This window comes from Spirosoma litoris (assembly GCF_054776755.1).
Genome location: NZ_BAAHBI010000002.1, coordinates 120,229 through 134,368, shown reverse-complemented (window position 1 = coordinate 134,368; position 14,140 = coordinate 120,229). Strand labels below are relative to the sequence as shown.

The following is a 14,140-nucleotide window of genomic DNA, read 5'->3' as shown; positions in this document are numbered from 1 at the left end:
ATGCCAAAATGGTATTTGCTTCATGCGTTGGTAACCGGGACATTTCGGGAAAATACAACCATGAACATTGTCATCACTTCATCACGCTTAGGCGATCTTCACTGTTCGCAATGCGGCTCCATTCACGACGCCCTTGTTCGGCAAACGATATCGACGTGTTGTCATGCACCCCTGTTATGTCAATACGTTATTGGACCTGGTAGCATCCAGAAATCAGATTTGTTGCTACGACCTAAATCGCTGTGGCGATATGAAGAGCTTCTTCCTGTTATTCTGCCTGAAAATCAGGTTAGTTTAGGCGAAGGATTCACACCTATTTTGGCACTCAATCGTCTGGCTAGTCGATACGATTTACGCCAGCTTTCCCTGAAAGACGAGGGACTTAATCCGACAGGTTCATTCAAAGCCAGAGGGCTAAGCTTAGCGGTGTCGAAAGCCAAAGAAAACGGAGAAAGGGCGTGTATTATTCCCACAGCTGGTAACGCGGGCGTCGCAATGGCGGCTTACTGCGCCCGAGCAGGTTTGGAGGCCGTTGTTGTAATGCCGCGTCATACGCCCGATGCGTTTAAGGAAGAATGCATTGGCTACAATGCCACCCTTGTTGAAGTAGATGGGTTGATCAATGACTGTGCAGCCAAAGTGCAGCAAATCAATCAGAATGGTTCTTATTTCGATGTGTCTACACTAAAAGAGCCTTATCGCTTAGAGGGCAAGAAGACGATGGGTTTTGAGATTGCCGAGCAATTGAACTGGCAACTGCCCGATGTGATCATGTACCCAACTGGTGGCGGAACTGGCCTGATTGGCATCTGGAAGGCTTTCCACGAACTAAAAATGCTTGGATGGCTCTCTAAAAAACAAAAATTACCGCGTATGGTAGCTGTGCAGACCGAGAACTGTTCGCCCGTTGTCGATACCTATTGGGGGAAACAGGCAAACAGCAAGCAGTATGTTGGCAAACCTACACTAGCCAACGGGTTGGCCGTTCCGCGCCCTATTGGCGAACCGCTCATGTTAAATGTACTGCACGAATCAGGCGGAACAGCTATTGCTGTTTCGGAAGAGGACATGCTGGAAAGTGTTAGTGAACTCTGCCGCCACGAAGGTATTTTCGTCGCGCCTGAAGGCGGAGCCATCTGGGCTGCCACCAAGAAATTACTACATCAGGGCTGGCTTCAACCAGAGGAAAACATTCTGTTGCTGAATACAGGTTCAGGCCAAAAATATCTGGATAATATAAAAGGAAAGTGGGTTTGCTGAGGAGTTGTCAGTGGTGTCGGGTGTAGAACCCGACACTCGAAGGTTTTGAGAAACCTCCCCTATGTCAGATGAAAGCATCTGACATCACATGGGCGTAGTCTGTATTTGGATCTTTAGATTAACGTGAATAATGGATAACACCTAAAGTTTCCTACTGATTGTTAGCTATTTACAAAGTTATTTTTTTGCCATCCCTCCTGGCGTCGGGATGGCAAAAAGCTAGTATAATCTATTCGTAAATCCTCCATAATTCACGTTAGATTAACCTTTATAACGATAATCGTCAGGGAAACCGAAGAAGTCCTGTATATGATATACTTCGGAGCAATCATGCCAGATGATTGTATTTCCATTCCCAATTGTATACTTGTTACGCCGTGCTAATGGCACCTTTTGTAGAGAAGGAAAACGTGAAACGGGTAACATGATTGATCGCCCATCCTCAAGCGAAACTTCAAATTTGCCCCGCTTAGGGAACGTTACTTTTTTTATAACGGGTGTAGTACCACCGTAGCCTTCCATGTTATTTTATCTTTAATGTTATTGCCTTTATTTTTTCGCCAGCTCTAACACGGTGAAATAAGTCTAATAGAGCCGACTGATTTTCAATAGCGAGCTTGTTGACTAAGGCTAACTCCTTTTCTGTAAAATCGCCAATTTCCGCGAACGTTAGCGAATCTAACCATATTTTAGCAAACCGTGTATTTCGGCTTTTAGTTTTTGATACGTGCAGGTGTGGAGGTTCACCTCCTACAGCGTCGAACATGTAAGCGAAGAACGTTAAAAACTGATAAACAGCGATTTTAGGCATACTATACTTAGGTTTGAGTTTGACCTAGTACTAGTATGACGGATAAGACTCTATAAAGTCAACGATTAAGTATATTTAACTTTATTTTTTGTTTATTAGGGATAATTATTTATCGTTATAGGGGAGTTGACTACGTTTACCATCTGATTCTAACCTCAACTCTTTCACACAAACTAATTGTATTTTGCGTATCTATAATTAAGTTTATCCAATTATAGCCTTATGCCGTAAAGGGAACTTAATTAACAGTGGCCAGTCTACAATCTTCCTGGAGCAATTCCACCGATCAGCAACTTTGGCGAAGCCTTCGCGAAGGGGATGAGTCGGCATTTACGGCCATTTTCGAACGGTACCACCGAACATTGTACAACTACGGTAGCAAACTTGTTGCCGATTCGACGTTGGTTGAAGATGCCGTTCAGGAAGTCTTTATCGATGTTTGGCGGATGAGGGCCACATTATCCGAAGAAATTGGCTCCATTAAATTTTACCTATATCGTTCCCTTCGTCGCCGGATTCACCGAATGCAGGGCAAATACCAGACTGGCGAAACAATAGATGGGCTAGTCGAAGATGACACAACGCCAACGTCAGGCCCAGAAGAGACGACGCAGATTGAGCAGGAATCCAGAGATTTGCTGAGTCGGCGCATCCAGGAGTTGCTCACCCACTTACCTAAACGCCAGGTTGAAGCCCTTACCTTATATTATTACGACGAATTCAGCATTAGTGAGATCGCTCAACTGATGGATGTCAACGAGAAATCAGTTCGTAATTTCATTCACCGGGCCATCACATCGCTTCGTCAGAATCGCAACTGGCTTATCGGCTCGTTGCTGATTTTCTGGCTGTTATGTAGTCTGTAAAAATTTTCGAAAAAATTTCCCCTAAAAAAAGAGGTCAAACAGCCGCTTGCTGCTTCTTTCTTAGTAAAGGGAATAATTCTATTACTTCTTGCGTAGGTACTCTTTTGTCCAGCTATGAAACAAGCCCTCTACGAACTAACAGACTTCCTGGAAGATCCCGATTTTATCCGCTGGGTTAAGCACCCTGATACAACGCAGGATGCCTATTGGCAGCAGTTTCTGGATGCTCATCCTGAGAAGAAGCTGGTAGTGGAGATGGCGCGTCAGTACGTTCTGATATTCGCTGAGCAAACGGGGCAGCATCAACCAACGGCAGCCCAAAGTGAGCTGATGCGCCAGTACGTTCAGAAGCATGTTCAAGCCGAAAAGGGAGAAGTAATCGCCACTCCGTTTACGCGTACAGTCGGAACAAATTGGAACTGGTTACGCATGGCTGCGTCCATAGCCCTGGTCATAAGTATTGGGTTAGGCGCCTACTGGTATAGTCAAACACAAGGAGTACAGCCTGAAAGCTATCAGCAGTTTAAAAAGGCAAATTCGGTTGGAACGACCTTAAAAGAAACCCGGAACGACACCAACAAACCGTTGACCGTTTTACTGAGTGATGGGAGTTCGGTGGTACTTCAGCCCGACAGCCGATTGAGCTATCCCGACAAGTTTCGGCAACGGGAAGTCTATTTGACGGGAAAAGCTTTTTTTGAAATTGTTAAAGATCCTACACACCCATTTCTGGTGTATACGCGCGGCATTGCGACTAAAGTATTAGGAACCAGCTTTATGGTTGATGCACCTGCAACTGGTCAGCCCATAAAAGTAGCTGTAAAAACGGGCCGAGTGGCGGTATATGCTTTGGAGGAATCGACATCGGTTCGGGAAAAAGCAAGTAGCCCTGAGTTGGAAGGACTTGTGTTGACGCCGAATCAGGGCGCCGAATACTCGGTTGAAAGCAAGCGTCTGGTTCGGATGCCGGGTAGCGTATTTACACAACCCGAAACTCAGGAGGTTGCAAAGCAGTCGTTTGACTTTGATGAAACGCCTGTTTCAGAAGTATTTAGTATGCTCGAAAAGGCGTACGGTGTTCACATTGTTTACGACGAAACAATGCTGGGTAAATGCTCTTTATCGGCGTCGCTGGTGGGGCAGCCCTTTCATGATAAACTGGCTATTGTTTGCAAAGCACTGGAAGCTCAATATGCTATTCAGGGCAATCAGGTGACGATTACCGGTGGCCAACGTTGCCAATAATGATTATTCCTAACGCTTAACTTTTGCTAACCTATGCTCAAAATTACTCCCCTCCAGTAAAAAGGTCAGCCATGTTGACGCATAGCTGACCTCCGAATTCTCCCCCTTATTTTCTGACCTGACAAGCCGCGCCATTCACTGACAATGAATGGGTTGGGGGGATTTTGTTGAATTTTTTTGCTCACCCAACAAAACATGACAAATGTATGCAAAAACTACGCTTTGTAGATGAAAGGCTTTTACGAATCATGCGTATAACCCTCCTCCAATGGTTTCTGGTCTGTGCACTAGCCGGAATTTCGTGGGCACGTGATGGGAAAGCCCAACAACTTCTCGACCAGAAGATTACACTTTCGGTAGAGAGTCAGAATGTGAAAAAAGTACTGCATCAGATTGAAAAACAGGTTGATGCCCGTTTCGTTTTTAGCTCACAAATTATTCAGTCAGATCGCAAAATATCGGTTAAAAGCCAATCTGAACCACTTTCTCAGGTATTGATTAAGTTGCTAAAACCACTCCAGCTCGTGTATGAAGTGAGTGGCAATATGATTATTATCAGGCCCGATCGGCCTGCTAAATCCGCTCCCGTTGAGGTTGACCAGGCCGCTATCGTGGTGCCAGTCGAACAGGTGGCCCGATCTGTATCCGGTACGGTGAGTGATCAGACCGGCATAACGCTTCCCGGCGTAAACGTGGTGATCAAAGGCACGCAAAAAGGTACCACGACCGATGCCCAGGGGCAGTTTAAACTGGAACTTCCTGATACAGAAACGACACTGGTTTTCAGTTCGGTTGGGTATCTGCCTAAAGAAGTGACGGTTGGCAATGAAACGATTCTGAATATAACGCTAACTGCCGATACAAAAGCACTGGGTGAGGTGGTGGTGGTGGGTTACGGAACGCAGAAACGGGCCGACGTAACAGCGGCCATTGCCTCCGTTCCGATGGGCGAAATTAGAGACATGCCTGTATCGAACGTAGCAACGGCTTTGCAGGGCAAAATTCCGGGTGTCGTTATTCAGCAAACCAGTGGTGCGCCGGGTAGTACGCCCGCTATTAAAGTGAGAGGATTCGGTTCGATCAGCGCCGGTACGTCACCGCTGGTGGTTGTCGATGGAAATATTGTGGGGTCGGGCGTATTTGGCTTGTTGAGTAGCGTTGATATCGAGAGTATCGACGTGCTGAAAGATGCATCTTCGACAGCTATTTATGGATCGAAGGGTTCCAATGGCGTTTTGCTGATCACAACCAAACGTGGTAAGCCGGGCCGGATGAACGTGAATCTGGATGTATATACGGGCTTTCAGGAAATTACAAAAAAGATAGACCTGTTGAACTCGCAGCAGTACGCCGAATTTGCCAAAGAAGCATCGAATACCGCTTATCTGGACAACGTTCCAGGCGGTAGTGCATCCGACCCAAACAGCGTTCGGCCAGCGAGTTACCTGCGCTATCGGTACCCACGCGGTGACCTGTTCGATTGGTTCAATTATGATGATCCAACCAAAGTTGCGAACCTGCCCTATACCGATTTTCAGAACTTGATTTTCCGACGGGCCAAAATGAGTAGTTATCAGCTGTCCGTTTCGGGTGGTAACGAAAAGGCGCGTTATCTGGTTAGTGGTAGCTATCTGAAACAGGATGGTATCATTCTGAAATCATCGCTGGATCGGTATATTTTTCGGGCTAATGTTGAGGTAAACCTGTTGCCGAAGTTAAAAGTCGGGATGAACCTGAACCCGTCGTTCAAAAGTGTGCAGGAGGTTACGGCTGAAAACCAGTGGTTTAATCAAGGAATTATTACAGCAGCCTTGGCAGCTATCCCGATGGCACCTGTTTACGCGGCCGATGGGTCTTATTCATCACAACTGGCGTTAGCCGCTCCTTATAATTTACCCGGTGTTACGAATCCGCTGGCTAATATCACAGAATACAACAGCCCGTATCTGTCGGGAAATCTGCTTGGAAATATCTATGCGGACTATGGTTTCCTGAGAAACTTTAATTATCGGGCATCGGCCAATGTGAATTTCAGCGATAACCGACGCAATACGTACCGAAGTTCTAGAATGCCGCTGAGCAATCTGCTACCTCCTACAACGGCTATGGGAACAGTTTACTCCGACCAAAACATGAGCTGGCTCTTCAACCAGGTTGTTGGCTATACGAAAAACATCAATTCCGCGCACAATATCGAGGCTTTGATCGGGATGGAAGCCACGTCGACCAAGTTTCAGTCGAGCAGCGCGTCGGGAAGTTCGTATGCCAACGACGTGGTTGAAACCTTGAATGCCAGCGCCAGCGGTTCGACAACAACGGCCTGGTCGTTTAAAACAGCGAATGCTTCGGTCTCTTATTTTGCGCGAGCCAACTATAGTTACAAGAGTAAGTATTTGGTAAATCTGTCGGTTCGTCGGGATGGGTCATCCGTTTTCGGGCCTGATAATCGCTGGGGTACGTTTCCGGCGGGTTCGCTGGGCTGGCGGGTGAGCGAGGAGTCGTTTATGAAAAACATACGGGCCATTTCCGAAACCAAACTTCGGGTTAGTTATGGGCTGTCGGGAAATAACGCCTTCTCGGATAACTATCCTTACGTAGCGCAGTTGCGAACCGATAACTACAGCTTTAACAACAACCTGGTCAATGGATTAGCACCGTCTTCGCTCGGAAATTCGAAGCTGGGTTGGGAGAAAAATCAGCAGTTCGATGCGGGTATCGACCTCGGTTTGATCAATAACCGTGTCTACCTGAGTGTCGATTATTACCACCGGATTACTAAAGACTTGCTGTTGTCGGTCAACGTGCCTTCGCTCACGGGCTTCACGTCGGCGTATAAGAACATCGGGAAGATGGAGAATAAAGGGATGGAGTTTGCTCTCAATACCCGAAACATGACCAAAGGGTTCATCTGGAATACGACAATTAATCTATCGTACAACCGGAATAAAGTGCTGGAACTTGGCCCCACCGGTGACCCTATCCGTACGGCTAGTGGCAGTCTTGCCGATTTGACCATTACCCAGATTGGTGCCCCCATCGGTAGTTTTTACGGCTACAAACAGCTCGGCATTTTTCAGAATCAGGCTGATTTAGATGCGAACCCGCACGATGTTACGTCTCGTCCGGGTGATGTGAAATACGCTGATATTGATGGTGATGGTAAAATCACGGCAAACGACCGGACGATTCTGGGGAACAATCAGCCCGATTTTATATACGGCATCACCAACTCGTTTAGCTATAAAGGATTTGATCTGAACATTGCTATTCAGGGTACACAGGGTGGTAAAATTCTCAACATTGGTCGCCGGTATTACGACAATATGGAAGGCAACCAGAACCAGTTGACAACGGCGCTGCGTCGCTGGCGCTCAGCCAGTGATCCGGGCGATGGCATTACACCGCGTGCCAATGAGCGTACTAGCGGAAACAACAATGCCGTATCGTCGCGATGGGTAGAAGACGCCAGCTATGTGCGAATTCAGAACGTCAATCTGGGGTATCGACTACCAACCAAGCTGTTGAACAAGATCAAGATTCAGCAACTGCGTGTGTACGTATCGGCCCAGAATCTGTACACCTGGACAAAATACCTGAACTATAATCCTGAAGTAAGTAACTACGAAAGCCCTTTATCGGCAGGTATCGATTACGGTGCCTATCCGCTCGCCAGAACTTACACGTTTGGTATCAATGTGGGATTTTAAGTGAATTATTAAACACAGAGACGCAGCCTCTGTGTTTAACTACCCTTTAATCAGTTTCAACAATGAAGATATATAGAATCCTTGCGCCTGTGCTGATGCTGGTTTGGATCAGTTCGTGCAGCCAGCAATACCTGGACCTGAAACCCATATCGAATGCGACCAGCGATAATTTCTACAAAACGGCCGACGATATTAAAAATGCACTCAGTGGAAGTTATGCCGCTTTACAAGCCGATGGGATTGCAGGTAATAGCTACGTATTCGGCGATATCGCGTCGGATAATACAATCCCGGTAGCCTCCGGTTCTATCACCGACCAGGATGAGTTTGATCGCTTTTACATCAAAACGACCAACCCTTACATTTCGGGTCGTTGGAATGACTGTTACTCCGCTATTGCTCGTTTTAATACCATTCTGGATAAAATTGATGGCATTACAATGGATGCTGCCGTCAAGAGCCGCTATACCGGAGAAGTGAAATTTTTGCGGGGCTGGATTTATTTTATTCTGGTGCAAACCTACGGCGATGTGCCGCTGGTGACCAAGTCAATTAATAATCCAGATGATGGATACGCTTATAGCCGTAACCCTAAAACGGAAGTGTATACCCAAATTGAAAAGGATTTGTCGGAAGCGGAAGCTGCCTTACCTGCTACCTATACAGGTGTCGACGTAGGCCGGGCAACGAAGGGTGCAGCTAAATCCATGCTGGGTAAAGTTTACTTGACGCAGAAGAAATACGCGCTGGCAGTGGCCAAACTGAAAGAGGTGATCGACCTGAATGTGTACGCTATTTTGCCCAACTATGCCGACGTGTTTAAGGTGAGCAACAAAAATCACAAAGAGTCGGTGTTTGATGTGCAATACAAATCGGGTGGAGCCGCTGAAGGAAACCCCTGGCCGAACCTGTTTGCCCCGCAAAGCTCGGGTAACTCGGTCATTGCCTTTAGTGGCGGGGGCAATAATCAACCCACAGAAGACCTCTACAAAGCTTACGAAACCGGCGATGTTCGTAGAGATATTTCGATGGCTATCTCGTACGTTAATGCCAGCGGCCAGGTTGTTCCGGCGAATTTTGTCAAGAAGTACTACGATACGCCCGCAACGAATAATGATAACGGCAACAACATCCCAATCATCCGGTATGCCGATGTGTTGCTGATGTATGCTGAGAGTTTAAATGAAGTTGGCTATCAGGCTAGTGGCGAAGCGTTTACGTACCTGAATCAGATTCGCACACGCGCTGGTCTGAAAGCGAAAACAGCTACCGATACGCCTGATCAGGCATCATTCCGTTTGGCGGTGGAGCAGGAGCGCCGGGTTGAGCTGGCGTTTGAATGCCATCGTTGGTATGATCTTGTGCGTACAGGCCGGGCCATTCCCGTCCTGAATGGCAAAAAAGATCAGATTCGGTTAGTCAATGCATTGACGGAGAATAATTTGGTCTTCCCGGTTCCTCAGGCGCAGATTGATGTCAACAAAGACAAGATCAAGCAAAATCCAGGGTATTAGATAAAGCGTGTTGATGCCTTTTAATAGTATATTTTTTTGACAGGATTCACAGGATGAAATCCGATAAAGTAATCCTGTCCATCCTGTGAATCCTGTCAAAAAAGATCCATTATAACGTAATTAATTTAATCGATGAACAGACGGGAAGCCGTAGCACGAGTGGCCTGGTTGATGGGAGGGACCCTGTCGACACCAACACTAATGGCCATGAGCCAGTGGGGACAAACTGCTGACAAGCAATCGAGTGGGCTTTCCAAAGCCGATTCGCTTCTGGATGATAGCCAGCGCGAAATTGTAGCTCGCGTTTCCGACATCATCATTCCCCGAACCGACACACCGGGCTCGATTGATGCAGGTGTTCCCGTGTTTATGGATGTGATGCTCCGTGACTGCTACAAAAAGCCTGCACAAGATGCTTTCGTAGCGGGTGTGCGTAATCTGGAAAGCAAGAACTTCCTGGCGCTCAAACCCGATCAGCAGACAGACATACTGAAGCAGGTTGAAGCCAGCGCTCCGCCCAGTGCTACCAGTCCGTCGTTCTGGCAGATCATCAAAGAAGTTACGTTGCTGGGCTATTTTACCTCAGAAGCAGGCATCAAAGCATCGTTCGATTATCAGCCGATTCCCGGCCGGTTCGAGGCTATTAAGATCAAACCTGGTCAGAAAGATTTTATGTACGGAAATCAGGTGTGAAATAGGTTGAATGGTGCGCTGTCGGGTGTAAGTATCTGACTCCACCAGCAGTAATTCAATCATTCACACATTCACTAATTCAATCATTGTAAAATATGAATCTGAACATAAAATCGGATAAGGCACAAACCTACGATGCCATTGTTGTGGGCTCAGGAATGACCGGCGGCATGGCCGCTAAAGAGTTGACCGAACGAGGGTTAAAAGTATTGATGCTCGAACGGGGCTATGAAGTTAAACACGTTGAAGATTACAAAACCGCCATGAAAGACCCCTGGGAGTTTGAGCATCGGGGTAAAATAACCAACGTGGCAGCCGAAGAACATTATGCCAGTATGTACTTCTCGGCCAAAGAAGGCACGCAATATTTATACACCAACGACAAAGAAAACCCGTACATCCAGAAACGGCCGTTTAACTGGATACGGGCCTATCATACCGGTGGTAAATCGTTGCTGTGGGGTAAACAATCGTATCGCTGGAACCGTGAGGATTTTCTGGCCAATGCCAAACAGGGGCTTGGCGTCGAATGGCCGATTGGTTACGACGACCTCGTTCCCTGGTATGATTACGTCGAAAAGTTTGTAGGGGTCAGTGGTCAGGCAGAAGGACTGGATGTTTTGCCGGATGGACAGTTTTTGCCACCAATGGCCATGACGGCTCCGGAACAACATTTGAAAAAATCGGTGATGCAGAAATTGAACCGGACCATCACGATTGGTCGGGTGGCGCATCTTACCAAGCCTCAACCCTGGCATACGGCACTGGGTCGGGCGCAGTGTCAATTCCGAAATCGTTGTTCGCGCGGTTGCCCGTTTGGTGCATACTTCAGTTCGTTGGCGGCTACGATTCCAGCGGCTCGCCAAACTAACCGCCTGACCGTTGTTCATAACGCCATTGTGAAAGAGATTTTGCTGGACAGTCAAGGTCAGAAAGCAAAAGGCGTTCGGGTGATTGACCAGAATACGATGGAGGTTCGGGAGTTTTACGCCAAAATCATTTTCCTGAATGCGGGTACGATTGGGTCCACGTCGATTCTGATGAACTCCAAATCATCGCGTTTCCCAACTGGACTAGGCAACGATAGTGATCAACTAGGCCGGAACCTCATGGATCACCACCTCAGCGTAGGCGCACGGGCCGACATCGAAGGCTTTGAAAACGACTATTATTTTGGTGCCCGTCCCAATGCGTTGTACATCCCCCGTTTCCGAAACTGGGGTAGCGATAAGCGGGGCTACCTGCGTGGCTTTGGTTATCAGGGTGGAGCCTCTCGCGCCGACTGGGCACGGGGTGGCGCCGAAACGGGTTTTGGCGCTGATTTTAAAGCGAAAATGACACAACCCGGCCCCTGGAAAATTAACCTGAGTGGCTTTGGTGAAGTGCTTCCCGATCCGAATAACCGCTTCTATCTAAGCGACACCCAAACCGATAAATGGGGCTTGCCAGTTGTGGTGTTCGACGCGGATTTCGGCGAAAACGAACGGGCCATGCGCAAAGACATCATGAACGATGGCGCTGAAATGCTCGAAGCAGCTGGTTTCAAAAACGTAGTGCCTTACGACAACGCCGTGGCGCACATGGGCCTTGGTATTCACGAAATGGGTACGGCGCGTATGGGCAAAGACCCCAAAACGTCGGTGCTCAACAAATTTAACCAGGTTCACGCCTGCAAAAACATATTCGTGACCGACGGCTCTGCCATGACCTCAGCCTCGAACGTAAATCCGTCGATTACCTATATGGCACTTACCGCTCGGGCCGCCAAGTATGCTGTTGATCAGTTGAAAGCGCGGAGCCTTTGATAAGAGATGATATAATGGCGTGATGTCAGGTTCTGAACCTGACACCACTTGTAAGCTATTCCAGATGCAACGACAATACACCATTTTCTGGCTATTTATACTGATCGGTCACTCGGCCTTCGCGCAGCGAACAATCGGGAAAGCCCAGCTTGTGATTGCGTTCGATACGGCCAGTAAGCCAATTCAATTTGGGGTAAGTCGTTTGGAGAAAGCGCTACAGAAAGTTGGGCAAGCGGTTAAAAAAGAGTCAACTAGGTCGAATACACAATCAACGGGTATCCTTGTTTCGGTTCAACCGGCTCAAGGTGAACAGTTTATTCGGGAAGAAGGCTATCGGATCAGTTATCAGAATAACAACCTGTTGATAACGGCGGTCGATGATGCCGGGGCGATGTATGGTGTGCTGGACATAGCGGAGCAGATTCAGATGGGGAAAAGTTGGAAAACACTGACACCCAAGGCTGTCAATCCACACTTTACCGTTCGGGCGTTGAAGGTCAATTTGCCTTGGTCGTCGTATCGGTCGGGCCCGGCAATGGAGGTGCATAAGGACGTATGTCGGGATCTGGCGTATTGGCAGCGATTGTTGGATCAGATGGCCCAAAATCGGTTCAACGTCCTGTCGCTCTGGAATATCCATCCATTTTCCTTCATGGTGAAGCCGACGAATTTTCCAGAAGCGAATAGTTTCTCAGCTAGCGAAATGGCCGGCTGGAAGCACTTTTGGACAACGCTGTTTCGGATGGCTAAGGAGCGCGGCATCGAACCTTATATCGTAAACTGGAACATTGCCGTGTCGCCCGAGTTTGCGAAGGCGTATGGCGTGAAAGAACGCAACGATACGTCGGCGGTGGTGAAACGGTACACCCGCGAAGTCGTCACGCAGGTTATCAACGAATACCCGGATCTGGCCGGCATCGGTATTACGTTGGCCGACTGGATGAGCAATTTCAGCGGGCCTAATTCGGCATTGCCGGAGATGACGCCCAAAGATCGCGAAGACTGGCTGGAGGAAACGATAATTGCGGGCATTAAGGCAGCCAAACGACCTGTGAAGCTCATTCATCGTTCGGTACTCTCAGCCGATCCAGGCGAAATGCGACGCGTGATCAACAACGCTCAACTGCCCGATACGACCCTGGTCGAAATCAAGTTTAACTGGTCGCATGGACATTCGACCCCTACGTTAGCGCTAACGCATGATTCGCATTCGGGCAAGCGGGATGATGGTTACTGGAATCCGATGCCGTCGAATTACCGTATTCAGTGGATGATTCGAAACGAAGATTTCTTCATTCTTCGTTGGGGGCAACCCGATTTCATTCGTCGGCATATTGCACAGAATACAGCCCCTTATGTTAATGGATACTTTGTTGGTTCTGAGGGATATATCCCCGCTAAAGACTATTCGCATGTGAAAAGCGATCATCAGAACTGGGACTATGCCTTTGAGAAACAATGGCTTTTTTACCAACTCTGGGGTCGATTGCTTTACGATCCGACTACACCGGATGCCGTATTTGAAGCCTCCTTCGCGAACCGCTATGGACTGAAATCGGGTAAACCGATGCTGGAAGCCTATTCGGCAGCTAGTCAAATGCCATTGCGTCTTGCTTCGTTCTACGGCTCAACCTGGGATTATACCTTGTATTCTGAAGGTTTTCTGGCGCCCTTTTCGGCGAGCAAAGGTTTTCAGGATACCGTATCGAGTTTTATTTCGATCAACGAGTTAATTGACCATTCAACTTTAGACCCGACTTACTTGTCGATCAAAGAATACGTGAGTCAGATAGTAGCCCGGAAGTCGATCCCCAAGACGAAACTTAGTCCGTTAAAACTGGCTGATTTACTGGAGGCCGATAGTAAAACGGTGTTTCAGTGGTTAGACCAATTGCGCTCGGGAGCATCGCCAACGTTGCAATGCGAATTGGCTGATCTGGAAACCTGGGCTTATTTGAGTCGCTATTTTGCGGATAAACTGCGCGCGGCTGTAGCGCTTCAAACCTACCGACTTACCAAGGATAAAACGCAGCAACAGAAGGCAATCGCTTACCTGAATCAGTGCATAACCCATTGGCGGAAGGTCAGCGAAATAACGGGCAATCATTACCATGAGGTCCCTTATACTGAGGGCTATATATCGAAAGAGACTGCTTATAAAGATTCCCAACGCTTCTTGTGGAGTAACTATTTGCCGCAAGTAGAGCGCGATATTATTCTCGCGCAAGAAGATTAACTA

Annotated in this window: 10 protein-coding genes; 8 read left to right on the top strand and 2 right to left on the bottom strand. The window is 47.8% G+C overall.

Annotated features, from left to right (window positions below):
* Positions 1–1,260 carry a threonine synthase gene (locus ACYVGR_RS01380; RefSeq protein ID WP_460953308.1) on the top strand — a complete coding sequence of 420 codons (1,260 nt, stop codon included), beginning with the start codon at positions 1–3 and terminating at the stop codon, positions 1,258–1,260.
* Between the two features lie 261 nt (positions 1,261–1,521).
* On the opposite strand, the gene ACYVGR_RS01375 is transcribed toward ACYVGR_RS01380, so the two are convergent.
* A complete protein-coding gene (locus tag ACYVGR_RS01375; RefSeq protein ID WP_182461628.1) occupies positions 1,522–1,782 on the bottom strand; it encodes a DUF2442 domain-containing protein in 261 nt (86 codons plus the stop codon).
* A 1-nt stretch (position 1,783) separates the two neighbouring features.
* Entirely contained in the window at positions 1,784–2,071 is a 288-nt protein-coding gene (locus ACYVGR_RS01370; protein ID WP_460953306.1) for a DUF4160 domain-containing protein, read from the bottom strand.
* Positions 2,072–2,319: 248 nt separating this feature from the next.
* Between ACYVGR_RS01370 and ACYVGR_RS01365 the strand changes: the two genes are divergently transcribed.
* The 7 genes from ACYVGR_RS01365 (at position 2,320) to ACYVGR_RS01335 (ending at position 14,137) form a co-directional block, all read left to right on the top strand.
* A complete protein-coding gene (locus ACYVGR_RS01365) occupies positions 2,320–2,937 on the top strand; it encodes an RNA polymerase sigma factor (RefSeq protein ID WP_460953304.1) in 618 nt (205 codons plus the stop codon).
* Between the two features lie 114 nt (positions 2,938–3,051).
* Positions 3,052–4,182 (top strand): FecR family protein, encoded by a 1,131-nt coding sequence (locus ACYVGR_RS01360; RefSeq protein ID WP_460953303.1) that lies wholly within the window; start codon positions 3,052–3,054, stop codon positions 4,180–4,182.
* A 206-nt stretch (positions 4,183–4,388) separates the two neighbouring features.
* Positions 4,389–7,889, top strand: a complete 3,501-nt coding sequence (locus ACYVGR_RS01355; protein ID WP_460953301.1) for a TonB-dependent receptor — start codon at positions 4,389–4,391, stop codon at positions 7,887–7,889.
* A 62-nt stretch (positions 7,890–7,951) separates the two neighbouring features.
* Complete coding sequence (locus tag ACYVGR_RS01350; RefSeq protein WP_460953299.1) at positions 7,952–9,403, top strand: RagB/SusD family nutrient uptake outer membrane protein; 1,452 nt, start codon at positions 7,952–7,954, stop codon at positions 9,401–9,403.
* A gap of 132 nt (positions 9,404–9,535) precedes the next feature.
* Positions 9,536–10,096 carry a gluconate 2-dehydrogenase subunit 3 family protein gene (locus tag ACYVGR_RS01345; RefSeq protein WP_460953297.1) on the top strand — a complete coding sequence of 187 codons (561 nt, stop codon included), beginning with the start codon at positions 9,536–9,538 and terminating at the stop codon, positions 10,094–10,096.
* Between the two features lie 95 nt (positions 10,097–10,191).
* Positions 10,192–11,901 carry a GMC oxidoreductase gene (locus ACYVGR_RS01340; protein WP_460953296.1) on the top strand — a complete coding sequence of 570 codons (1,710 nt, stop codon included), beginning with the start codon at positions 10,192–10,194 and terminating at the stop codon, positions 11,899–11,901.
* A 64-nt stretch (positions 11,902–11,965) separates the two neighbouring features.
* A complete protein-coding gene (locus ACYVGR_RS01335) occupies positions 11,966–14,137 on the top strand; it encodes a hypothetical protein (RefSeq protein ID WP_460953294.1) in 2,172 nt (723 codons plus the stop codon).
* Positions 14,138–14,140 lie beyond the last annotated feature (3 nt).